The 23,744-nt window shown below is 63.7% G+C and carries 21 protein-coding genes and 1 tRNA gene; 11 read left to right on the top strand and 11 right to left on the bottom strand.

Features of this window, described 5'->3' with window-relative positions:
- The first annotated feature begins 60 nt into the window (after positions 1–60).
- On the top strand, positions 61–1,572 hold the full coding sequence (locus NKJ04_RS02335; protein WP_023811529.1) for a UxaA family hydrolase: 1,512 nt from the start codon (positions 61–63) through the stop codon (positions 1,570–1,572).
- Between the two features lie 68 nt (positions 1,573–1,640).
- Complete coding sequence (locus tag NKJ04_RS02330; protein WP_352673266.1) at positions 1,641–2,387, top strand: SDR family NAD(P)-dependent oxidoreductase; 747 nt, start codon at positions 1,641–1,643, stop codon at positions 2,385–2,387.
- A gap of 14 nt (positions 2,388–2,401) precedes the next feature.
- Here the strand turns inward: NKJ04_RS02330 and NKJ04_RS02325 are convergent, their stop codons facing one another.
- The 6 genes from NKJ04_RS02325 to NKJ04_RS02300 all read right to left on the bottom strand — a co-directional run bounded on the left by NKJ04_RS02325 (position 2,402) and on the right by NKJ04_RS02300 (position 9,370).
- Positions 2,402–3,307, bottom strand: a complete 906-nt coding sequence (locus tag NKJ04_RS02325) for a dihydrodipicolinate synthase family protein (protein WP_352673263.1) — start codon at positions 3,305–3,307, stop codon at positions 2,402–2,404.
- Between the two features lie 7 nt (positions 3,308–3,314).
- Positions 3,315–5,027, bottom strand: coding sequence for an IlvD/Edd family dehydratase (locus NKJ04_RS02320; RefSeq protein WP_352673261.1), 1,713 nt, complete (start codon positions 5,025–5,027; stop codon positions 3,315–3,317).
- Between the two features lie 14 nt (positions 5,028–5,041).
- Complete coding sequence (locus NKJ04_RS02315; protein ID WP_352673258.1) at positions 5,042–5,821, bottom strand: SDR family oxidoreductase; 780 nt, start codon at positions 5,819–5,821, stop codon at positions 5,042–5,044.
- Between the two features lie 16 nt (positions 5,822–5,837).
- Positions 5,838–6,788: an L-arabinose ABC transporter permease AraH gene (araH, locus tag NKJ04_RS02310; RefSeq protein ID WP_352673256.1), complete on the bottom strand. Its 951-nt coding sequence runs from the start codon at positions 6,786–6,788 to the stop codon at positions 5,838–5,840.
- A 10-nt stretch (positions 6,789–6,798) separates the two neighbouring features.
- Complete coding sequence (gene araG / locus NKJ04_RS02305; protein WP_352673253.1) at positions 6,799–8,310, bottom strand: L-arabinose ABC transporter ATP-binding protein AraG; 1,512 nt, start codon at positions 8,308–8,310, stop codon at positions 6,799–6,801.
- Positions 8,311–8,380: 70 nt separating this feature from the next.
- On the bottom strand, positions 8,381–9,370 hold the full coding sequence (locus NKJ04_RS02300) for an arabinose ABC transporter substrate-binding protein (RefSeq protein WP_352673251.1): 990 nt from the start codon (positions 9,368–9,370) through the stop codon (positions 8,381–8,383).
- Between the two features lie 199 nt (positions 9,371–9,569).
- On the opposite strand from NKJ04_RS02300, the gene NKJ04_RS02295 reads away from it, so the two are divergent.
- Together NKJ04_RS02295 and dgoD are read left to right on the top strand one after the other, a co-directional pair.
- The gene (locus NKJ04_RS02295) at positions 9,570–10,316 is read left to right on the top strand and encodes a FadR/GntR family transcriptional regulator (RefSeq protein WP_128302809.1); all 747 of its coding nucleotides are present in this window, start codon (positions 9,570–9,572) and stop codon (positions 10,314–10,316) included.
- 8 nt (positions 10,317–10,324) lie between these two features.
- Entirely contained in the window at positions 10,325–11,473 is a 1,149-nt protein-coding gene (gene dgoD, locus NKJ04_RS02290; protein ID WP_128302808.1) for a galactonate dehydratase, read from the top strand.
- A gap of 192 nt (positions 11,474–11,665) precedes the next feature.
- Here the strand turns inward: dgoD and NKJ04_RS02285 are convergent.
- A tRNA-Ala gene (locus NKJ04_RS02285) sits at positions 11,666–11,741 on the bottom strand.
- Between the two features lie 172 nt (positions 11,742–11,913).
- Positions 11,914–12,303 carry a TIGR02300 family protein gene (locus tag NKJ04_RS02280; protein WP_023811519.1) on the bottom strand — a complete coding sequence of 130 codons (390 nt, stop codon included), beginning with the start codon at positions 12,301–12,303 and terminating at the stop codon, positions 11,914–11,916.
- A gap of 206 nt (positions 12,304–12,509) precedes the next feature.
- On the opposite strand from NKJ04_RS02280, the gene aroA reads away from it, so the two are divergent.
- From aroA to rpsA, 3 genes are all read left to right on the top strand, one after another.
- Positions 12,510–13,868 (top strand): 3-phosphoshikimate 1-carboxyvinyltransferase, encoded by a 1,359-nt coding sequence (aroA, locus tag NKJ04_RS02275; RefSeq protein WP_352673247.1) that lies wholly within the window; start codon positions 12,510–12,512, stop codon positions 13,866–13,868.
- A gap of 254 nt (positions 13,869–14,122) precedes the next feature.
- On the top strand, positions 14,123–14,773 hold the full coding sequence (cmk, locus tag NKJ04_RS02270) for a (d)CMP kinase (protein WP_352673244.1): 651 nt from the start codon (positions 14,123–14,125) through the stop codon (positions 14,771–14,773).
- Between the two features lie 209 nt (positions 14,774–14,982).
- Positions 14,983–16,680, top strand: coding sequence for a 30S ribosomal protein S1 (gene rpsA / locus NKJ04_RS02265; protein WP_023811516.1), 1,698 nt, complete (start codon positions 14,983–14,985; stop codon positions 16,678–16,680).
- A 113-nt stretch (positions 16,681–16,793) separates the two neighbouring features.
- Here the strand turns inward: rpsA and NKJ04_RS02260 are convergent, their stop codons facing one another.
- From NKJ04_RS02260 to NKJ04_RS02250, 3 genes are all read right to left on the bottom strand, one after another.
- Positions 16,794–17,501 carry an SDR family NAD(P)-dependent oxidoreductase gene (locus tag NKJ04_RS02260; protein ID WP_023811515.1) on the bottom strand — a complete coding sequence of 236 codons (708 nt, stop codon included), beginning with the start codon at positions 17,499–17,501 and terminating at the stop codon, positions 16,794–16,796.
- Between the two features lie 186 nt (positions 17,502–17,687).
- Complete coding sequence (locus NKJ04_RS02255; RefSeq protein ID WP_352673240.1) at positions 17,688–19,289, bottom strand: 5-guanidino-2-oxopentanoate decarboxylase; 1,602 nt, start codon at positions 19,287–19,289, stop codon at positions 17,688–17,690.
- On the bottom strand, positions 19,286–20,134 hold the full coding sequence (locus tag NKJ04_RS02250; protein WP_128302804.1) for a dimethylarginine dimethylaminohydrolase family protein: 849 nt from the start codon (positions 20,132–20,134) through the stop codon (positions 19,286–19,288). The genes NKJ04_RS02255 and NKJ04_RS02250 overlap by 4 nt, the downstream gene beginning before the upstream one ends.
- 244 nt (positions 20,135–20,378) lie before the next feature.
- On the opposite strand from NKJ04_RS02250, the gene NKJ04_RS02245 reads away from it, so the two are divergent.
- From NKJ04_RS02245 to NKJ04_RS02230, 4 genes are all read left to right on the top strand, one after another.
- On the top strand, positions 20,379–21,194 hold the full coding sequence (locus NKJ04_RS02245) for an ABC transporter ATP-binding protein (RefSeq protein WP_127290112.1): 816 nt from the start codon (positions 20,379–20,381) through the stop codon (positions 21,192–21,194).
- Between the two features lie 54 nt (positions 21,195–21,248).
- Positions 21,249–22,049 carry a transporter substrate-binding domain-containing protein gene (locus tag NKJ04_RS02240; RefSeq protein WP_023811511.1) on the top strand — a complete coding sequence of 267 codons (801 nt, stop codon included), beginning with the start codon at positions 21,249–21,251 and terminating at the stop codon, positions 22,047–22,049.
- A 152-nt stretch (positions 22,050–22,201) separates the two neighbouring features.
- Positions 22,202–22,915, top strand: coding sequence for an ABC transporter permease (locus tag NKJ04_RS02235; RefSeq protein ID WP_352673615.1), 714 nt, complete (start codon positions 22,202–22,204; stop codon positions 22,913–22,915).
- The gene (locus NKJ04_RS02230) at positions 22,915–23,724 is read left to right on the top strand and encodes an ABC transporter permease (RefSeq protein WP_027039831.1); all 810 of its coding nucleotides are present in this window, start codon (positions 22,915–22,917) and stop codon (positions 23,722–23,724) included. Before NKJ04_RS02235 ends, NKJ04_RS02230 begins: the two co-directional genes overlap by 1 nt.
- The last annotated feature ends 20 nt before the right edge of the window (positions 23,725–23,744 follow it).

Below are 23,744 nucleotides of genomic sequence, written 5' to 3'. Positions count from 1 at the left end.
CCAAATCACTTTTGCCTCTCGGCGCTCCTTGTCGGGGGGAGCTTTTTCAGAGTTTGGGTCATGGCACGGTTCATCAAGCTGTCGGATATCGACAACATTCTTCTGGCGGTCGATCCGTTGAAAATCGGCGACAAAGCCGGGGACGTGGCGGCCAGGGCACGCATACCGCGCGGGCACAAAATGGCCTTCCGCGACATCGGCTCGGACGAGCCGATCGTGAAATACGGCCAGACCATTGGTTTTGCGCGGGGATCCATCGTCGCCGGCGACTGGGTTCACGAGCACAATGTGTATCTGCGCAATTTCGAACGCGACTACGTCTTCGGCACCAATACCAGGCAAACCGAGGTCGTTGCCGAGGCCGAGCGCGCTACTTTCATGGGTTACCGCCGGCCGAGCGGCAAGGTGGGCACGCGCAACTTCATTGCCGTCCTGACCTCGGTGAACTGCTCTGCCAGCGTCGCCCGGTTCATCGCCGACGAAGTCAACCGGTCCGGCATCCTGCGCGACTATCCCAATGTCGATGGCGTCATTGCGCTCGTCCACGGCACCGGCTGCGGCATCGACACCAAAGGCCCCGCTTACGACCTGCTGAAGCGCACGCAATGGGGCTTTGCCACGAACCCCAATGTCGGCGGCGTGCTGATGGTCGGGCTCGGCTGCGAAGCGTTCCAGATCCCACGCTGGATGCAATCCTACAACATCGAGGAGAGCACGACCTTCCGCACAATGACCATCCAGGAAACCGGCGGCACGCGAAAGACGGTCGAAGCCGGCGTCAAGGCGATCGTCGACATGCTGCCTACGGTGAACGCTGCCGAAAGGACGCCGCAGCCGGCCTCCGAACTGGTGCTTGCGCTGCAATGCGGCGGCTCGGACGGCTATTCCGGCATCAGCGCCAATCCGGCACTTGGCGCGGCGGTGGACCTGCTTGTCGCGCAAGGCGGCACGGCCGTGCTTTCGGAGACGCCGGAGATCTATGGCGCCGAACATCTCCTCACCTTGCGCGCCGAGAGCCGCGCAGTGGGTGAAAAGCTGATCGAACGCATCCGCTGGTGGGAGGATTATACCGCCAGGCACGACATGGAGATGAACAACAACCCCTCGCCCGGCAACAAGCTGGGCGGGCTGACGACCATCCTGGAGAAATCGCTCGGCGCCTCCGCCAAGGGCGGCACCACCAATCTGCGCGCGGTGCTGGAATATGCCGAGCCGATCAACGAGCGCGGCCTCGTCTTCATGGACACGCCCGGCTACGACCCGGTCTCGGCCACCGGGCAGGTCGCCGGCGGCGCCAACATATTGTGCTTCACCACCGGCCGCGGTTCGGCCTTCGGATGCAAGCCGACGCCCTCGATCAAGCTTGCCTCCAACACCTTTATCTTCGAGCAGATGCGCGAGGACATGGACATCAATTGCGGGGATGTACTGGACGGCGTCTCGCTGGCCGAGAAGGGCCGGGAAATCTTCGCCGAGATCCTGCGCGTGGCATCCGGCGGGCGCACCAGGTCGGAAGCGCTCGGCTATGGCGACAACGAGTTCGTGCCGTGGAGCCTTGGCGCGACCATGTAGCGATATCGCCCGCCTGCACAGGCCGGCGGGCGCCCACGAAAAATCTCAAACGGAAAGAACCGCTCGACATGAACAGCATCGATCTTGACGGCCAGCACGCTGTCGTCACCGGCGGCGCCCAGGGCCTCGGCTTCGCGATGGCCAGACGCTTCGTTGCCTCCGGCGCGACGGTCAGCTTGTGGGACCTCGATGAGGCACGTCTCGAGACCGCACGAGAAGAACTCGGCAGCGCCGCTTCGACAGAATTGGTGGATGTCGCCGACTGGGCGTCGGTGGATGCCGCGCGCGCCAGGACCGAAGAGGGCGCCGGCAAGATTTCCATTCTGGTCAATTCCGCCGGGATCGCGGGCCCGGCCGCCCCGCTCGACGTCTACGACATCGAGACGTGGAAGAAGGTCATCGACGTCAATGTGAACGGCACGTTCTACGTCAACCGGGCGGTGGTTCCGGGAATGAAGGAGCGCAATTACGGGCGCATCGTCAACATCGCCTCGGTCGCCGGCAAGGAGGGCAACCCCAACGCATCAGCCTATTCGGCCTCGAAGGCGGCGGTCATTGGCCTGACCAAGTCGCTCGGCAAGGAACTGGCGCAGTACGACATCGCGGTGAACTGCATCTCGCCAGCCACGGCGCAGACGCGCATTCTCGAACAGCTGACGCCGGAGCATATCGAATATATGCGCTCGCGCATTCCGCGCGGCCGCCTGCTGGAGGTCGACGAGGCCGCCGCCATGGTCGCCTGGCTCGTCTCCAAGGAGAACAGTTTTACAACCGCCTCTACATTCGACCTGTCTGGTGGGCGGACGACCTATTGAAAGGCAGTTGACGTTCAGCCAGGCAACCGACCGAGACCAATCGCAAAGCGCTCCACCATCGCGAGGCCAGGCTCGCTGGGCCGCATCGCCGGAGCCCGGTCGTGTATCGGGATGCCTGCGCGGGCGCCGAACAGCCGCTTGCCATAGCAGATCAAGTTTTCGATGCCTTGCATGACGAAGACCGCTGCCGGCAACATTCTTGCATATTCAGCCTCGGCCGTGGCTTCGCCTCCGGCGCGGAACGCATGATAGGCGCGCACGGCATAGTCGGCGCAATCCGGCGCCAGGATCATGCCGCGGCAACCGATGCGGAAATTGTCGATCAGTTCCAGGCCGCCACGCCCGTTGAAAACCGGTATCCGGCCATCGGTGCGCTCGATCAGCCCGGCGATGTCGGTAACCGGACCCTCGCCCTTGATCAGCCTAACGTTGGGATACAGCGTGACGAGGTCGCGGATTTCGTCTGATGAAAGGCCGCGCCCGAAAAACGCCGGCGCGTTCTGGATCACCACCGGCAGATCGGTCGCCTCGGCAACGCGGCCGAAGAACTTGATGTATTCCGGCGCACCATAGGACCCAACCGGCGGCGGCTGCAGGATCACCCAATCCGCTCCCACGCTTTCAGCATGGCGAACCTGTGCGACCTGCTCGGCCACCGAAGCGCCGAAGATGGTGAAAGCGAGTGGCACTTTTCCGTCGGTGTCTTCCGCCGTCCAGTCCATGATCGTCCGGCGCTCGGCCTCGGACAGCTTGGCGACTTCCGTCGCCAAGCCGAGCGCCGCCATGCCGTGCACGCCGCTCGCCAGGCAGATCTCGACCTGCCTGCGCATCGCCGCGCGGTCGAGTTTTTCGTTCTCATCAAAGAGCGCGTAGAGAATGGCGTGAATGCCGTGGAAATCATAAGGTTTGAATTTTGTCACGCGGACCTCAATGGCTTTCGCGTGGAATGGCGTGGCCACGGCATCCGACGAGAAAATCGAGGTCGGCGCCGCGATCCGCCTGCAGCACATGGTCGACGTAAAGACCCTGATAGCCGCCGCGCATAGCCGGCTGCGGCGGAGCCCAGGATGTCCGCCGCTTTGCGAGTTCCTGTTCTGACACGTCGAGATGCAGCTTCCTTGCTTCGACATCGAGCTCGATCATGTCGCCGCTCCTCACCAGCGCCAGCGGGCCGCCGACCGCGGCTTCGGGTGCTGCATGCAGCACAACGGTGCCGAAAGCAGTGCCGGACATGCGGGCATCGGAAACGCGGATTATGTCGCGGACGCCCTTTTTCAGGAGCTTCCGTGGCAGCGCCATGTTGCCGACCTCGGCCATCCCCGGATAGCCCTTGGGGCCGCTATTCTTCAGCACCATGATCGAGCTCTCGTCGATGTCGAGCAAGGGATCGTCGACGCGCGCCTTGTAGTCGTCGATGTCCTCGAACACGACGGCGCGGCCGCGATGCTTCATCAATCCTGGCGAAGCAGCCGAAGGTTTGATGATAGCGCCGTCCGGCGCCAGATTGCCGCGCAGCACCGCGATGCCGCCCTGGGCGGTAAGCGCCTTGTCGCGCGGGCGGATAACCTCGGGATTGTAATTTTGGGCATCGGCGATGTTGTCGCGTACGGCCTTGCCGGTGACCGTCAGCGCGTCGAGATCGAGCAGATCGGCGATCTCCTTCATGACCGCCGGAATGCCGCCGGCGTAGCAGAAATCCTCCATCAGGAAGCGACCCGATGGCATCAGATCTAGGATGGTCGGTACGTCGCGGCCATAATGGTCCCAATCGTCCAGCGTCAGCTCAGTGCCGACGCGGCCGGCGATCGCCAGCAGATGCACAACCGCATTGGTCGAGCCGCCGATCGCACCGTTGACGCGGATAGCGTTGGCGAAGGCCGCCTTCTTGAGGATGGCCGACGGGCGCAGATCCTCATTGACCATCTCGACGATGCGCCGCCCGGTCGTGCGGGCGATGCGGCTGCGGCGTGCGTCGACCGCGGGATAGGCGGCGTTGCCGGGCAGTGCCAGGCCGAGCGCCTCGACCATCGAGGCCATGGTCGAGGCCGTGCCCATGGTCATGCAGTGGCCCGGCGAGCGCGACATAGCGCTCTCGGCATTGGCGAAATCCTGCTCGCTCATCACACCGGCGCGAACGTCTTCCGAAAATTTCCACACATCGGTGCCGGAACCGATTTCGTGGCCCTGGAAGCGGCCATTGAGCATCGGCCCGCCGGAGATGGCGATCGACGGCAGGTCGCAGGAGGCCGCGCCCATGACCAGCGACGGTGTGGTCTTGTCGCAGCCGGCCATCAGCACGACACCATCCATCGGGTTGCCCCGGATCGCCTCCTCGACATCCATCGAGGCGAGGTTGCGAAACAGCATCGCTGTCGGGCGCAGATTGGATTCGCCGCAAGAGAAGACCGGGAATTCGAGCGGCAGGCCGCCAGCTTCCAGCACCCCCGCCTTGATGTGCTCGATCAGGCCACGGAAATGGACGTGGCAAGGCGTGAATTCGGAGAAGGTGTTGCAGATGCCGATCACCGGGCGGCCGTCGAAGGCATCGTCGGGCAGGCCGTTGTTCTTCATCCAGCTGCGGTGGATGAAGGCATCCTTGCCCAGCCCGCCGAACCAATGCTGCGATCGTCTCTTGGTCATGGTCTTTCCGGCGTTCAGGCGGGATGCTGCAGCTGGCTCAGCCCGCCATCGACGACGAGCGTCGCCGCGTTCATGAACGGGCACTCGTCGGAAATCATGAACACCGCGGCCAGCGCGATCTCGCGCGCCGTGGCGATGCGGCCGCCGGGGTGCAGCGCCATGGTGTTGGCGCGTGCTGCGGCCGGATCGGCAAAGCTGTTCCAGTAGTCGATCGCCTTCTGCGTCTCGACATAGCCGGGGGCCAGCGCGTTCACGCGCACGCCTTGCGCCGCATATTCGAGCGCCAGCGATTTGGTCAGGCCGAGCAGCGCGTGCTTGGCGACGGGATAGGGGAAGGTGTGCGGAATGATGGTGAAGCTGTGCGTCGAGGCGATGTTGAGGATGGCGCCGCCGCCGCTCGCGATCATGCCCGGCAGCACAGCCTTGCTGCAATTCCAGGCGCCCTTGACGTTGACGTCGAAATTGCGGTTCCACTCTTCCTCGGTCGCCTCGAGCGGCGTCGAGAACACATTGACCCCGGCATTGTTGATCAGCGCGTTGATGTGGCCGATTTCGTCGGTCGCTTGGCCGACGGCAGTGGCAATCGCGGCTCCGTCGCTGATGTCGGCTGCCGCATGCCCGACATGGCCGTGCGGCGCGGCAAGGCCGGCGACGGCCTTGTCCAGCAGTGCGCCGTCGCGGTCGACGAGGAACAGTCTTGCGCCTTCGGCAAGGCAGGCCTCGGCGATGGCGAGCCCGATGCCTTGCGCGGCACCCGTCAGGAAGATGCGTTTGCCGGAAAGGCGCACAGCCATTTTTTGTTCCTCCAGCCTATCGCCGACCCAGTGCCGATGAGCGCAGATTGTCGAGCAGCACGGCCAGCAGCAAAATAACGCCGCGCACGATGTACTGGTAGAAGGCCGGGATGTTGAGCAGGTTCATGGCGTTCTCGGCGATGCCCATGATCAGCACGCCGACGATGACGCCCGACATGGTGGCGCGGCCGCCGGCGAGCGAGACGCCGCCGAGCACGCAGGCCGAGATGACCGAAAGCTCCAAGCCCACCGCCGCGTTGGGCTGGCCCGAGGTGATGCGCGACGCCAGCAGGATGCCGGCGATACCGCAGACGACGCCCTGCAACGCGAATATCCAGATGCGCGTCCAGTCGACATTGACACCGGCAAGCCGCGAGGCCTCAGGATTGCCGCCGATGGCCAGCGTGTTCTTGCCAAAGACGGTGCGGTTGAGCACGAAACCGAAAATGCAAAACAGGATGGCAAGCACCCAGACCGGCGTCGGTATGCCGAGCAGTTTCGAGAGCGCCAGCTGATAGAAATCCGAGCTGTTGATGCCGACGGCGCGGCCGTCGGACGCGATCAGCGCAAAGCCGCGCACGATCTGCATGGTGGCCAGCGTCGTGATCAGCGCGTTGATGCGAAATTTGGCGATGACAACGCCGTTGATGAAGCCGACGAAACCACCGCAGGCGATTGCCGCCAGCAGGCCAAGCAGGATCGAGCCGGTGTAATTCGACGCCATCACAGCGACCATGCCGGCAAAGGCGACGATCGAACCGACCGACAGGTCGAAGTCGCGCGCGGCGAGGCAGAACATCATGGTGCAGGCGACGATGCCGACGGTGACCACCGACTGCAGCAGGCCGAGCATGTTGCGGTCGGTAAGGAAGTTCGGCACCAGAGCCGACACCAGCGCGAAGGCGACGACAAAGATGACGACGAGGCCCTGTTCGCCGAGCAGGATTTTTTTCAACTGGTCGGTCATGCCAAAGTCCTCAGGATGCGATCGCGTCGGGGGTTTTCTGATCGGGGAGAGCGGCGGCCAGGATCGCCCTTTCGGCGAACTGGTCGCGGGTGAGTTCGGCGCTGACGCGGCCACCGCACATCACCAGAATACGGTCGCAGATGCCCATCACTTCCGGCAGTTCGGACGAGACGACGACGATCGCCATGCCGTCCTGCGCAAGCTGGTAGAGCAATTCGTAGATTTCCGATTTGGCGCCGACATCGATGCCGCGCGTCGGTTCGTCGACGATGAGAACCCGCACCCCTTGTTCGGACAGCCAGCGGCCAAGGATGACCTTCTGCTGGTTGCCGCCGGAGAGATTGATGATGTCCTGCTTGCGCGACGGCGTGCGCACCTTGAGCTTCTTGATGAAGGTTTCGGCGGTGGCGATCTCGCTGGCGCGGTTGAGCACGCCGAAGCGCGTGTGATGGCGCCGCGACGAGATGTTGATGTTCTCCTCGACCGAGCGGCCCTGGATAATGCCGTCATGCTTGCGATCCTCCGAGCACAGCACGATGCCGGCCCGGATCGTACCACGCGGATCGGCGGCACGGACCAGCTTGCCGTCGACGGTGATGCTGCCGCCCGAGCGCGGATCGGCGCCATAGACCAGCCGCATCAGTTCCGAGCGCCCGGCGCCGATCAGGCCGAAGAAGCCGACGATCTCGCCTGCCCTCGCCTCGAAACTGGCCGGCGTCTTCAGTTTGGGGCCGCTGAGAGCGTCGACCTTCAGGCGGACATCGCCTGCCCTGCGCGGACGAAAACCCCAGATGTCGGAGATTTCGCGACCGACCATTTCGGCGACGACCTGGTCGCGCGTGACACCCTTCAATGATGCATGATGCGCCGCGAGCTTGCCGTCGCGCAGCACGGTCAGGCTGTCGCAGAGCCGGAACACTTCGTCGAGCCTGTGCGAGACGTAGATGATGACCTTGCCCTCGCCGCGCAGGCGGTCGATCAGAGCAAACAGGATTTCGCTTTCGCGCGAGGACAGCGACGAGGTCGGCTCGTCCAGCGCGATGACGCGTGCGTCGAGCATGATCGCCTTGGCGATCTCGACCATCTGGCGTTCGCCGATGGACAGCGTCTTGACCTTGCGGCGCATGTCGATGTCGATGCCGGCCGATTTCAGCTTGGCGCCGACGTCGTCCAGCATCCGGCGGCCGGCGATGATGCCGGCGTTGGCGGGGAAACGACCGAGGCTGAGGTTTTCGGCAACGGTGAGTTCAGGAACGAGTTGCAGTTCCTGATGAATGACAATGACGCCATTGTCGAAGGCATCCCGGGTCGAGGTATAGGCCTGAATCCTACCGTCGATGCGGATCTCGCCCTGATCGGCATGCTGGTCGCCGGACAGTATCTTGATCAGGGTGGATTTGCCGGCGCCGTTCTCGCCCATCAAACCATGCACGGCGCCTTTGTCGACACCGAACGAGACGTCCGACAGCGCCTTGACGCCCGGATAGGTCTTGGTGACGTGCGAGAAGTCGAGAAAGGACACGGGCAGCGATCCTCTTATGGAATGGCAAACAGGCGGCGGGATGAGCCGCCGCCTGTTTGTACAGGGAGGATTATTCGATGCCGAGACCCTGGCGGACCTTCTGGTAGTCGTCGCGCTTGGCGAGTGCACCCGAGGTCAGGATCAGCTTCTCCGGTTCCTTGTTGTTGGCAACCCAGTCATACATGTTGAGCGCCGTCTCGTAGCCATGACGCTTCGGCGAGATGATCACGGTGCCGACGAAGCCGGTGGCCGTCGGCTTCTTGAACTCGTTGATCGCCGAATCCGCGCCGCCAATGCCAACACCGATCATGGCGTCCGCCGGAATGCCAACGCTTTCGGCTGCACGCACGGCGCCGAGCACCGCCTCGTCGTTGAGGCCGAAGGAGACCCACTTCTTGATGTCGGCATGGGCGTTGAGCACGACGGTCGCCGCGTTGAGGGCAGCTTCCGTGTCGGTCTTGGCCTGAGGGGCGTCGATGATGTTCTCGGCCTTGAAGCCGTTTGCCTTCAGCACCGAGATGGCGCCTTCGACGCGATCGACGGCGGTCGGCAGTTGGTCATACGAGACGCGGATCGCGCCGACCTCGTCGGCCTTCCAGCCGCGCGCCTTCATTTCGTCGACGATCGCCTGGCCGACGGCTTCGCCGATCTTGGTGGCCGAAATGCCCATATGCGGCACGTCTTCCAGTGCCTTGCCGTCGGCGCCGACCAGACGGTCGTCGACAGTCATAAGCTTGAGATTGTTGGCGGCGGCCTTGGCGACGATGCCGGGGCCAAGCTTCACGTCCGGTGTGCAGACGATGAAGCCCTGGGCGCCCTGGGCGCCGAGATTGTCGATCGCCGACATCAGCTTCTCACCGTCCTCGGCACCGATCTTGACCAGGGTAAAACCCTTTTCCTTGGCGGCCTGGTCGGCGAACTTCCATTCGTCCTGGAACCACGGCTCCTCGGGCTGTTTGACGATGAAGCCGATCTTGGTGTCCTGAGCATATGCAGCGATGGTCGTGACGGACAGCACGGCAAGCGCGCCCGCGACGAGCGCGGTCTTTAGAAGTCGCATGATTTCCTCCCAGCGATAGACCGGGCGCTCAGCCCGGATGCCGGACTCTCTAATCGCTTTTATCATACTAGTCAATTGATCTGGTATGATAATTAATGTACATGCTCTGACCAGTGACCGCTGGCGCAATTGATCCGCATCCGTTAAGGCCGGACCGGTTGTGCGAAACCAGCGGTTCGCCGCCTTGGAGGAGGGCTGGGTGACCGGGACTTTGAAGAAACCGCAAGGTGACACAGCCACTCGCCGCCCGCGCGTCATGCCCGATGTGACCAAGGCAATGGCCTCAGACATCTTTTCCGGGCGCTACCCGGCCGGATCCTCCTTGCCGACCGAAAACGAACTCGGCGTCGAATATGGTGTCAGCCGCACTGTCATCCGCGAGGCCCTGAAAGTGTTGGCGGCAAAGGGGCTGGTGCTGTCGCGGCCGCGCGTCGGCACGATCGTCTGCAACGAGGACGACTGGAACATCATCGACCCACAGGTGCTGGCCTGGCACGCGCCGCATGCACTGGACGACAAGCTGTTCGACGCCATCCTCGAAACGCGCCGCGCCATCGAACCGCTGGTCGCCGAACTGGCGGCCACGCGCGCAACGCTGCAGGAAATAGCCGATCTCGAAGCGGCATGGCGCGGCATGGCCGGCGCCGGCGAGGATCTCGCCGCCTTCTCGCGCAGCGACATCGCTTTCCACCAGATCGTCTATGCCGCGAGCCATAACCCGATCTTTCGCCAGATCGGCAATCTCATCGACACCGGGCTGAAATTCTCGCTCGAGGCGACGGCGGTGATTTCGCTCGACCGGCGCATGGAGGCCGTGGCGGCGCACCGCGAGGTGGTCGAGGCGCTGCGCATGCGCGACGCCGAGGCGGCGCGTGGGGCCGCAAACAAGATCCTCGACCTTGCGGCGCGCGACCTCGTCAGCGCCAAGAAACTCAAGAGCAACTGAGATTGCGCATGAAAATCATCTCGCTCACCACCTACATCGTTCCGCCGCGCTGGCTGTTCCTGAAGATCGAGACCGATGCCGGCGTCACCGGCTGGGGCGAGCCGGTCGTCGAGGGCCGGGCTCTGACCGTCGAGGCAGCGGTCAAGGAGCTTGGCGATTACCTCATCGGCAAGGATCCCCGCCTGATCGAGGACCACTGGACGGTGATGCACCGCGGCGGCTTCTACCGTGGCGGGCCGATCCTGATGAGCGCCATTGCGGGGATCGACCAGGCACTGTGGGATATCAAGGGCAAGGCGCTCGGCGTTCCCGTGCATGAGTTGCTCGGTGGCAAGCTGCGCGACACGATCAAGGTCTATTCTTGGATCGGCGGCGACCGGCCGGCCGAAGTGGCCGCTGGTGCCCGGGAAATGGTTGCGCGCGGCTTCCTGGCGCTCAAGATGAACGGCACTGAAGAACTGCAGATCGTCGACAGCCACGACAAGATCGACGCCGCTGTCGAACGCGTCGCCATGGTGCGCGAGGCCGTCGGACCCAACATCGGCATCGCCGTCGATTTTCATGGCCGCGTGCACCGGCCGATGGCGCGTGCCCTGGTCAAGGAACTCGAACCCTATAGGCTGATGTTCATCGAGGAGCCGGTGCTCAGCGAAAACCGCGAGGCGCTGAAGGAGATCGCCGCGCTCGGCTCGACGCCGATCGCGCTCGGCGAGCGGCTCTACAGCCGCTGGGACTTCAAATCCGTGTTCAAGGAAGGCGTCGTCGACATCATCCAGCCTGATCTGTCGCATGCCGGTGGCATCACCGAATGCCGCAAGATCGCGGCGATGGCGGAAGCCTATGACGTCGCGGTGGCGCCGCACTGCCCGCTCGGGCCGATCGCGCTTGCCGCGTGCCTGCAGCTCGACGCGGTCAGCTACAACTGCTTCATCCAGGAGCAGAGCCTCGGCATCCACTACAACGCCGCCAACGACCTGCTCGACTATGCCGCCAACAAGGATGTCTTCCGCTACGAGGATGGTTATGTCGCCATTCCCGACGGCCCGGGCCTGGGTGTCGAGATCGACGAGGAGTATGTCAAGGAACGCGCCAAGGAAGGCCACCGCTGGCGCAACCCTGTCTGGCGCCACAAAGACGGCTCCTTCGCCGAGTGGTGATCGGGCCGGCTTCCAGTCTCTAAGCGCTCCATGAACAGTGAAGACTTTGTCCGGCGAACAGTTGCTCTCGAGAAATGGCTGGTTCGTTCCGTTTGATGGGGGCGCTTTCAGCGGCGTTGCCTGAACTGACCATCAAACGCAGATGACCGCAGTACCACACATTCATCGGCTGCGAATTGCAGAGGGACTGTTTGGTGGAGCCAATCGGGATCGAACCGACGACCTCTTGAATGCCATTCAAGCGCTCTCCCAACTGAGCTATGGCCCCACTTCCGGCAGTCAACCGGCGCCGTTTCCGGCGAAGAGATCCGGCGCGGGTTGGAGACCGCGCCGTTAGTGCAGGCGGCTTCTAACCCCGCCCTTCTCAGATATCAAGCCTTCAAGAGCCGCTTTTTCTTCGCAGGCTACGAAAGCCTGCAAACGCCCGCTTTCAAGGCCGATCAGACCTCGTCGTCGTCGTCGCCGACGCCGATCATGTCGGCAACGTCGTCATCTTCTTCCTCTTCGTCGGCGAGGAAGGTGTCATCCTCGTCGTCGCCCAGGTCGACGTCATCCTCGTCGTCGCCGAGATCCGGCAGGTCGTCGCCCTTGGCGTCCTCGTCGGCCTCTTCAAGCGAGACGACCTCAACGCCCTCTTCTTCCTCGGCGTCCACTTCCTTCTCGGCCACTTCCTCTTCCTCCTCGAGAGCGGCAATCTTGCCTTCCTCGAAATAGGAACGCGGATAGGTCTTGCCGGTGTAGGGCGAGACGATCGGGTCCTTGTTCAGGTCGTAGAATTTTCGGCCCGTCTCCGGGTCGATACGTTTTGTGCCAAGTTCGGTTTTTGCCACGGCAAGCCTCGTCAATAAAAGAGTGGTCCCCTTAACCACAGTTTGCAGCGCTGTCAAAGCGAAAAGCCGGCGTCACAAAACCATACGTTGAAAGGCGTCGCGTCAGTGACGACCATGGGGGATGACCATTTCGGCCCGCCGTGATACGAGACCGCCGCAACAAATGAAAAGCGCCGGCCTGCCGGCATTCCGTCCAGGGAAATTCCATGTCTCACGCCGCCGCGCCCAAGCCGGCCACCGCCCGCCAATCCCCAGCCCTTTCCGGCATCGCGCGCGTGCCGGGCGACAAGTCGATCTCGCACCGCTCCTTCATGTTCGGCGGCCTCGCCTCCGGGGAGACCCGCATCACCGGCCTGCTCGAAGGCGAGGACGTGATGCGCACAGGTGCTGCCATGAAGGCTATGGGCGCACATATCGAGAAGAACGGCGACGAGTGGGTGATCCGCGGCACAGGCAATGGCGCACTGCTGCAGCCGGACGGCCCGCTCGATTTCGGCAATGCCGGCACCGGCTCGCGGCTCACCATGGGCCTCGTCGGCACCTATGATATGGAAACGACCTTCATCGGCGACGCCTCGCTGTCCGGCCGGCCGATGGGCCGCGTACTCGAACCCTTGCGCCAGATGGGCGTGCAGGTGTTGAAGGCGACGCCGGGCGACCGCATGCCGATTACGCTGCATGGGCCAAAGCATGCCGCCCCGATCACCTATCGTGTGCCGATGGCCTCGGCGCAGGTAAAGTCGGCGGTGCTGCTCGCCGGCCTCAACACGCCCGGCATTACCACGGTGATCGAGCCGGTGATGACACGCGACCACACCGAAAAGATGCTGAAGGGTTTTGGCGCCAATCTGTCGGTCGAAACCGACGAACGCGGCGTGCGCCACATCTTTATCGAAGGACAGGGCAGACTGACCGGCCAGACCATCGCCGTGCCGGGCGACCCGTCCTCGGCCGGCTTCCCGCTGGTGGCCGCGCTGATCGTGCCGGGTTCCGACATCACAATCGAGAACGTGCTGATGAACCCGACCCGCACCGGCCTGCTTTTGACGCTCCAGGAAATGGGCGGCAAGATCGACATTTTGAACCCGCGCAACGCCGGGGGCGAGGATGTCGCCGATTTGCGCGTGCGCTACTCCGAGTTGAAGGGCGTCACCGTGCCGCCCGAGCGGGCGCCGTCGATGATCGACGAGTATCCGGTGCTGGCGGTCGCGGCGAGCTTCGCCGAGGGCGAGACGCTGATGCAGGGGCTGGAGGAGCTGCGCGTGAAAGAGTCCGACCGGCTGTCGGCCGTCGCCAACGGGCTGAAGCTCAACGGCGTCGATTGCACCGAGGGCGAGGCCTCGCTCGCCGTGCGCGGAAAACCGGGCGGCAAGGGGCTGGGTGGCCATCCGAACGGCCAGGACACGACCGTGCAGACCCATCTCGACCACCGCATCGCCATGAGTTTTCTGGTCATGGGGCTGGCGACGGAAAAGCCGGTGACGATCGATGACGCCGCGATGATTGCGACGAGCTTTCCGGAGTTCATGGGGCTGATGACGGGGCTGGGCGCGGAGATCGGCTAGTCGATGGCTTGGGATCAGACTGCAACGCTGGCGGGACAGCACCCCCCTCTGTCCTGCCGGACATCTCCCCCGCAAGGGGGGAGATTGGCGGCTTTGGCGCTCCATTCAATCCTGCAATATTGGCGATTGGCTAAGTCAGCGGTGATGGCTGATCTCCCCCCTTCCGGGGGAGATGTCCGGCAGGACAGAGGGGGGTGTGAAGAATCTCGGCGCCCGTCTTCTTCATCGCACCTGTCAATCGCGGCGGCCCGCCAATGACTCACACCTTCACCATCGCTATCGACGGCCCGGCCGGCGCCGGCAAAGGCACCCTCGCCCGCCGACTCGCCGACCATTACCGGCTGAACCTGCTCGACACCGGCCTCACCTATCGCGCCGTCGCCTATGCGCTGATCCAGCACGCGCTGCCGCTCGACAATGTCTCGGCGGCCGAAACCGCTGCCCGCCAGGTCGATCTGGCGAAGCTCGACCGCGCGGTGCTGTCGGCGCATGCCGTCGGCGAGGCTGCCTCCAAGGTCGCGGTGTACCCGACGGTGCGGCGTATCCTCGTCGAAAAGCAGCGCGACTTCGCCAAGACGCCGCCGGGTGCGGTGCTCGATGGGCGCGACATCGGCACCGTCGTGTGCCCCGACGCCGACATCAAACTCTATGTGACAGCGAGCGCGGAGGTGCGGGCACAGCGCCGGCTGTCGGAGATCGAAAGCATCGGCGGCACCGCTGATTTCACCGAGATCCTCGCCGATATCGTGCGCCGCGACGAGCGCGACATGGGTCGAGCGGACTCACCGTTGAAGCCGGCGGCCGACGCGCACTTGCTTGATACCAGCGAAATGGCTATAGAAGCCGCGTTTCTTGCAGCCATGGCGATCATAGACGACGTGCTGGCCAAAAGAGACAACGCCTGATCCGGGTTTTCCCTCGTATTTCCGTTGTCGGAGGCGAAGAAAATACCCATATCGGGCACGAACCAGCCTGCCAGCATTCTTCATGCGCCGGAATTGCCGCTTAAAGAGCGGCCCAGGGTTTTTGTAGCCCGGAACGCCGGTAGGCCAAACGCAACGCTAACCCACGGCGCCCGTCCCGCTTTTAGATGCGGGGCACTCCAGGAGAAACAATGTCAGCTGCAAATCCCACTCGCGACGATTTCGCGAGCCTGCTCGAAGAATCTTTTACCGCCGGCCATTCCGGCGAAGGTCAGGTCGTCAAGGGCATCATCACCGCCATTGAAAAAGACATGGCTATCATCGACGTCGGCCTCAAGGTCGAAGGCCGCGTGCCGCTGAAGGAATTCGGCGTCAAGGGCAAGGACACCACCCTCAAGGTTGGTGACACCGTCGAAGTCTATGTCGAGCGCATCGAAAACGCGCTTGGCGAAGCGATGCTTTCACGTGAAAAGGCCCGCCGCGAAGAGAGCTGGGTCCGTCTGGAAGAGAAGTTCACCAAGGGTGAGCGCGTCGAAGGCGTCATCTTCAACCAGGTCAAGGGCGGCTTCACCGTCGACCTCGACGGCGCCGTGGCCTTCCTGCCGCGCAGCCAGGTCGATATCCGCCCGATCCGCGACGTCTCCCCGCTGATGCACAACCCGCAGCCGTTCGAGATCCTCAAGATGGATCGCCGCCGCGGCAACATCGTGGTGTCGCGCCGTACCGTGCTTGAGGAGAGCCGCGCCGAACAGCGTTCGGAAATCGTGCAGAACCTCGAAGAAGGCCAGGTTGTCGAAGGCGTCGTCAAGAACATCACCGATTATGGTGCGTTCGTCGACCTCGGCGGCATCGACGGCCTGCTGCATGTCACCGACATGGCATGGCGCCGCGTCAACCATCCGACCGAAATCCTCAACATCGGTCAGACGGTCAAGGTGCAGATCATCCGCATCAACCAGGAAACCCACCGCATCTCGCTCGGCATGAAGCAGCTCGAGAGCGATCCGTGGTCCGAGATCGGCACCAAGTTCCCGATCGGCAAGAAGATCAAGGGTACCGTCACCAACATCACCGACTACGGCGCGTTCGTCGAGCTGGAGCCGGGCATCGAGGGTCTCATCCACGTTTCGGAAATGTCGTGGACGAAGAAGAACGTGCATCCCGGCAAGATCCTGTCGACGACCCAGGAAGTCGACGTGGTGGTGCTCGAGGTCGATCCGGCCAAGCGCCGCATCTCGCTCGGCCTCAAGCAGACGCTCGAGAATCCGTGGCAGGCTTTCGCCTCGAGCCATCCGGTCGGCAGCCAGGTCGAGGGCGAGGTCAAGAACAAGACCGAGTTCGGCCTGTTCATCGGCCTCGAAGGCGACGTGGACGGCATGGTGCACCTTTCCGACCTCGACTGGACGCGTCCGGGCGAGCAGGTCATCGAAGAGTACAATCGCGGCGACATGGTCAAGGCGCAGGTGCTCGACGTCGACATCGACAAGGAGCGCATCTCGCTCGGCATCAAGCAGCTGGCCAAGGATACGGTCGGCGAAGCGGCGACTTCAGGCGAACTGCGCAAGAACGCGGTCGTCACCTGTGAAGTCATCGGCGTCAAGGATGGCGGTCTGGAAGTGCGGCTGGTCGACAGCGGCATCGAAACCTTCATCAAGCGCTCCGATCTGAGCCGTGACCGCGACGAGCAGCGCCCCGAGCGCTTCACCGTCGGCCAGAAGGTCGACGCGCGCGTCATCGCCTTCGACAAGAAGACCCGCAAGCTGCAGGTCTCGATCAAGGCGCTGGAAATCGCCGAAGAGAAGGAAGCGGTCGCTCAGTACGGCTCGACCGACTCCGGCGCTTCGCTGGGCGACATCCTGGGTGCCGCGCTGAAGAAGCAGGGCAGCTAAGCCCTTCGCACCGCGAAGCCCTTCGAAGCGAAGTTTTCGCACAGGCTCGAAAACAAAACCCCGCCGGAACAATCCGGCGGGGTTTTTCTTTGACCGCGGTAAAGGGTGGAAGGTTACGCCCTGCCGTAAAGCGGCACCAGCGTACCACTCATCGCCAGATTGGCCGGCGATGCCAGATAGGCGATGGCCTCGGCGGCGGCTTCGAGGCTGACCCATCTGGTGACATCGGCATCCGGCATGTCGGCGCGGTTTGCCGGCGTATCGAGTGTCGACGGCGCCACGGCATTGACCAGGATGCCCTTGTGCTTCAGCTCTTCGGCCATCGCCACCGTCATGGCTGCCACCGCCGCCTTGCTGGCGGCGTAAGCGACCATGCCGGCGCCGCGTCGCGGATCGAGCCCGGCGCGCGCGGTGACGTTGACGATACGGCCCGCGGTATCCGATGCGAGCATAGAGCGTACCGCGGCGCGGCAGCACAGGAAGGCTGTGCGCGCATTGGTGTCCATCATCTCGGCAAAGGACGCCGACTCGATCTTTTCAACAGGTGCCGAGGTGAAGCCGCCGGCCAGATGGATCGAGCCCCAAAGGCCTGGAACCTGGCTGTAGAACGCTTCGACCTTGGCAGGGTCCGAGAGATCGACGTTGTGCACCAGCTGGACACGGTCATGCGTGGTAAAGGGGAAATGCGTGGGGGCGGCAGCATGGGCGTTGGGCACATGGCAGATCGCGCCGTCACTCAGCAGTTTGCCGACAACCGCACCGCCGAGCGCACCGGTTCCACCGGTCACGACGATATGCTTGCCTTCAAGTGTTTCCGTCATCTTGGACGCTCCTGTCATTTTTTTGTCGTTAGGTCGTTTCTGTGCCGCCGACGCGAAGCGTCGCGCCTTTTGCGCCATCACTCAATTGACATCTCGACATGGCAGTTGTCGCGTCTTTGCATGCGTCCGCCCACCGGCCGGCCGTGGTTCAGGGCCGTCGAGACGGGAAATACGTAGCACCGTCCTTCAGTCAACCGTGATTTCGATGACGCGCGGCAGTCCGGTGGCCCGGGCGCGCTTCAACGCGTCCGCGAGAGCGTCGATATCGGCAAGCCGTTCGGCGCCGATGCCATAGGCCTCGGCCAGCTTGCAGAAATCGGGCGGCGCCGGCGATACGCCGACGGGCTCGACACCGACATCGAGCATGGAGGTTTCGATCTCGCGGTAGCCTCTGTTATTCCAGACGATGAAGATGACCGGCGCCCGCGCATCGAGCGCGGCGCCCAACTCCGGCAGCGTGAACTGGAAGCCGCCGTCGCCGGTCAGGCAGACAACCGGCGCATCGGGTATCGCAAGGGCCGCGCCAATCGCCGCCGGCGGGCCATAGCCGAGCGCGCCGAAGCCGGTGGCGGCATTGAACCAGCCGCCTGGGCGGTCGTGGTCGTAATAGAGGTTGGCCGCATAGATCGGCTGCGTCGAATCGCCGACGATGAGCGCGCCCGGCAAGGTGTCGCGGATCATCTCGACGGCACGCACTTGCGCCTGCAGGGTCGGATTGAGCTCGGCAAAGGCTGCTTTTCGTGTAGCAGCGGCGCGCGACGGACCGCCCTCGCTTGCCCGGACATGGCCCGTTTCCAGAAGCAGCGCTTCGAGCGCCTCGGCGCAATCGGCCTGGATCGAAACGGTTGCCGGGCGGCGGGCAATCTGGTCCGCGCCGATATCGATGCGGATCAGATTGGCGGGCAGGACGAAGCCGCCATCGCTGTAGCCGTCATAGTCGGTCGGGCCGAATTCGGTGCCGGCGGCAATGACCAGATCGGCTTCGGCCATCAGCGCCCGTACTGTCTTCAGGCTGGGACTGGCCGGCACGCAAAGCGTATGACCATGCAGCAGGCCGCGCGCATTGGTGGTCTGGACGACCGGCGCTCCCAGCCGCTCGGCCAGACGCCGCAATGGCGCCCCGGCGCGTTTGGCGCCGCCGCCGACCAGGATCAGCGGGCGGCGCGCGGCAGCGATGAGTTTGGCCGCGCTGGCAATTGCGGCACCTTCCGGCGCGGGTGGCGTCACATTGCTCAGCATGGCAGCGATGCCATCCGCCGGCTTGACCATGACGTCGGTCGGGATCTCGATATGCACCGGGCCGGGCCGGGCCAATGAAAACAGGGCGAAGGCCTGCGCCAGAGCAGCGGGCAATTCGCTGGCCTCGGTGACGCGCTTCGAAAACAGCGCCACCTTCTCCATCATGCCGCGCTGATCCGGCAGTTCATGCAGATGGCCGAGGCCCTTGCCCAGCGTCGGCATGGCGTTGACGCCGGATATGACCAGCATCGGCACCGAATCAGCGCGTGCCTGCCCCATGGCGGTGATGGTGTTGGTCAGCCCCGGTCCGGTGATGACGAAGGCGACGCCCGGCCTGCCGCTGGCGCGCGCATAGCCATCGGCCATGAAGCCGGCGCCCTGTTCGTGACGCGGCGTGACTTGGCGGATCTTCGAGCGCGCCAGCCCGCGGTAGAGCTCGACCGTGTGGACGCCCGGAATCCCGAACACCGTGTCGACGCCATGCGCTTCGAGCAGCGAAATCAACGCCTCCCCGACCGTCGTCCCAGTGGTGGCCCCAGTGGCGATCATTGGCGCAGCACCGGGCGCGTCAGGCAGGTCGGACCGCCCTCGCAGGCGATGCAGAGCGCATCCGCATCGAAGGTGGCGACCGTGCAGCCGGCCGCTTCCATGGCGGCCGCCGTCCTGGGAAAGCCGGCAACGGCAATGATCTGGCGCGGCGCGGTCGGCAGCACATTGAGACTGAGCCCGCTGGAGGCGAAGAACTCGTCGGCATCGCCCTCGACCAGCTTGATGCCGCGCGCCCGCAGCATCTGGTAGAAGGCGGCCGGCAGCAAGGGCGCATAGACCAGCGCCAGATCGTCGGCGAGCGGGCTGATCACCGACATCAGATGCAGGCAGGCTTCCTCGCCGTGCCAGAGCGGCAGATCGAAACCGAAGACCGAAATGCCCTTAGGCGAGAGCAGGTTCGAAAGCTGCTGGATGCCGTCCTGGTTGGTGCGTACGCCACGACCGACGGCCAGCGTGGTTGCGTCGACCCAGACACAGTCGCCGCCTTCCACCTGGCCCGGATCGTCGATCCGGCCGAGAATGGGGATCCCCATGCGCTTGTAAGCTGCCTCGTGCAGACCGGGCTCGGCACGGCGCAGCGCCTTGCCCATCGAAAGGATAATCGCGCCATGATCGGTCATCAGCGACGGATCATGGGTGAAGACGGAATCGGCCAGCCCGTCATCGGCGTCCGTCAGCCATTCGATCTCGGCGCCGGAAGCCGCGACCATGCTGGTCAACTGCTCATGCTGGGCCGCCGCCTTCTGCGGATCGAACCCCGGACCATAGTGCCATTCCTGTGCCCTGGCATGACGCATGGCGCTCGTGGCGGACCGCATCAACACGCGTTTCAGGGGTCCGGCCATGGACTGCGACCCGTATGATTTGCCCACTAAATTCTCCCTGAACGTCGGTTGGCGCCACTAACCACTACAGCAAGCTGTGATCAATAGTCCAAAAACCATGGTTGACGGAGGCAAGCGGAACGGTCCATCCTGAGCATGGGAACTCTGTCCAGTGACGGGTAATGGGTAAAAGATACCAGCAGCGACGAGCTCGAACGCTCCGCGGAGCGTGGAAGGAATGACGGCCATAAGCGCCGCATCCGGGATGACAGCGCAAAGCGCCGCACCCGCATTGAAACATACGGCGCAGGACGGCGCCGCCGAAGCCATCCATGTCGAGAACCTGCACAAGAGATTCGGTGAGCTGCATGTGCTGAAGGGCGTCTCGCTGTCGGCGCGCGACGGCGAGGTCATCGCCATCATCGGCGGCTCGGGCTCAGGCAAATCGACCCTGCTGCGCTGCATCAACTGCCTGGAAAACCCCACCAGCGGCATCATCCGCGTCAACGGCGAGGAGATCAAGCTCAAGGCCGACAGCCATGGGCACACGGTTCCGGCCGACCGCAAGCAGATCGAGCGCATCCGCTCCAAGCTTGGCATGGTGTTCCAGAACTTCAACCTTTGGAGCCACATGACGCTGATCGAAAACGTCATCGAGGTTCCCGTACATGTGCTTGGCATCAAGCGCGATGTTGCGATCGACGAGGCCGAAAAGCTGCTCGCCCGCGTCGGTCTGGCCGAAAAGCGCGACGTCTATCCGGCCTATCTGTCAGGCGGCCAGCAGCAGCGCGCGGCGATCGCCCGGGCGCTGGCCATCAATCCGCGCGTCATGCTGTTTGACGAACCGACCTCGGCGCTCGATCCCGAGCTGGTCGGTGAGGTGCTGAAGGTGATCGGCGACCTGGCGCGCGAAGGCCGCACCATGGTGCTGGTCACCCACGAGATGAAGTTCGCCCGCGAGGTCGCGACGCATGTCGTCTATCTCTACAATGGATTGGTCGAGGAAGAAGGCCCGCCGGAGCAAATCTTCGGCGCACCGAAATCCGAAAGGCTGAAGCAGTTCATCCGCAACATCGGCTAGGACAGGCCGGGACGGAAGAAAACCGGGAACCAACAACAAACTGGGAGTCGTGACATGAAGACTGTTCTGAAAACATTCGCCGCAGCGCTGCTGCTGGGCGTCGCCGCCATGGGCGTGGCCAAGGCCGATCCGGTCAAGATCGGCGTCGCCGCCGAGCCTTATCCGCCCTTCACCTCGCCCGATGCTTCGGGCAAGTGGGTTGGCTGGGAGATCGACTTCATCGATGCCGTCTGCGCCGAGGAGAAGCTCGATTGCGTCATCACCCCGGTCGCCTGGGACGGCATCATCCCGGCACTGACGACCAAGAAGATCGACCTCATCGTCTCCTCGATGTCGATCACCGCCGAACGCGCAAAGACGATCGATTTCTCGGACAAGTACTATAACACGCCGACCGCGATCATCGGCCCCAAGGACCAGAAATTCGGCTCCGCCCCGGACGACCTCAAGGGCAAGATCGTCGGCGTGCAGGTTTCGACGGTGCACGCTGTCTACGCCAAGAAGCATTTTGGCAGCACAGCCTCCGAGATCAAGGAATACCAGACCCAGGACGAAGCCAACAACGATCTTGCCGCCGGCCGCCTCGATGCGGTTCAGGCCGATTCCATCGCGCTTGGCGAGTTCCTGAAATCCGACCAGGGCAAGGCCTGCTGCGACTTGAAGGGGATGGTCGCTCCGGACGACGAAGTGCTCGGACCGGGCGTCGGCGCCGGCGTGCGCAAGGAAGACACCGAACTGAAGGGCAAAATCAACGCCGGCATCAAGGCGATCCGCGCCAACGGCAAATATGACGAGATCTCGAAGAAATACTTCGATTTCGACATTTACGGCGGTGGCGGCGCACAGTCGAACTGACGATCCTCGTATGAGCAGGGGCATGGCGCCAGCGCCATGCCCCCTGCTCGATCTTTCCCAGGCATGTTTGCCGCCGACGCAGCCGTCGGCGGTTGGCCAGCACTTCGGGGGCGACGCTGATCGACGCACTTCTTTCGGCCTCCGCGGCCGGCATCACCGAGCTTCTCTCGCCCTACCCGCCAGGCTGGGGCGGGGCTCTTCTGGTCGGGCTGCTGCATTCGATCGAGATCGCGCTGGGCGCCACGTGCCTCGGCCTTCTGATCGGCACCGGCGGCGCCTATGGCAAACTTTATGGCGGGCCGGTGGTGCGCGATCTCCTGGCGGTCTACACCACCATCGTGCGCGCGGTGCCCGAACTGGTGCTGATCCTGCTGCTCTATTACGCCGGAACCGACCTGATCAATCAGGCGCTGACGGCCATGGGCTATCAGCGCGTCGACGTGAGTGGCCTTGCCGCCGGCATCGCCGTGCTCGGCTTCGTCCAGGGCGCCTATTCGACCGAGGTGATACGCGGCGCGATTCTGGCCATTCCGCAGGGCCAGATCGAAGCCGCGCGCGCCTATGGAATGTCTCCCGGCCTGCTGCTGCGGCGCATCACCTTGCCGTCAATGCTGCCCTTCGCCATACCGGGCCTCGCCAATCTCTGGCTGATCGCCACCAAGGACACCGCGCTATTGGCGGTCGTCGGTTTCTACGAGCTGGCGCTGGCGACGCGGCAGGCGGCGGGTGTCACCAAAGCCTATTTCACCTTCTTTTTCGCGGCGGGCGTGCTTTATCTGCTTTTGTCGCTGTTCTCCAACCTCGTCATCGGCCGTGTCGAGACCTGGTCGCGGCGCGGCATGCCTTCGCTCAAGGAGGCGCGCTGATGGCCAACGAGGCTGCCATCATCAACGTCGTCGCGCGAACGTCGCTGTGGCTGCAGCCGCACCGCATCGTGCTGATCCTGATCGCACTCGGCCTGGTTCTGTCGGCCGCCTTTTTCATGCGCTGGGACTGGCTGCCGCAATATTATGAAATGGGCTTGATCGGCATCTGGCGGTCGCTGTGGATCCTGGCCGTCACCTGCGTCCTGGGCTTCCTGCTGGCCGTGCCGCTAGGGCTGGCGCAAGCCGCCGGCTCATTCTGGTTCGCCGCGCCCGCCAAGGTGTTCTGCACGGTGATCCGGGGCACGCCGCTGCTGATCCAGCTATGGCTGCTTTATTACGGCCTGGGCTCGCTGTTCCCGCAATATCCTTGGATCCGCGAATCCTGGATGTGGCCATATCTGCGGCAAGCCTGGCCCTATGGCGTGCTGGCGTTGACCCTGTCGTTCGCCGGCTATGAGGGCGAGGTGATGCGTGGCGCCTTTGCCGGCGTGCCGAAGGGGCAACTCGAAGCCGCCCGCGCGTTCGGCATGAGCCGCTGGAAGGCGTTCCGGCGCATCTGGCTGCCGCAAGCCATCTATCGGGCGCTGCCGACGCTGACCGGGGAGACCGTGCTGCAGTTGAAATCGACGCCGCTGGTGGCGACGATCAGCGTCATCGACATCTTCGCCGTTTCGTCCAAGGTGCGGCAGGACACCTATCTCACCTATGAACCCCTGCTGCTGCTGGCGCTGATCTACATGACGATCACCGGTATTCTGGTGTTTGCCTTCAGCAGGATCGAGGCGCGGATCCCGAACAAGATTGGTTAGAGGGGAGTAGGGGAGTAGGG

Origin of the sequence: Mesorhizobium sp. M0618, assembly GCF_040320765.1 — a bacterium.
Classification (GTDB): domain Bacteria; phylum Pseudomonadota; class Alphaproteobacteria; order Rhizobiales; family Rhizobiaceae; genus Mesorhizobium.
This window is presented reverse-complemented; position numbering and strand designations above follow the sequence as displayed.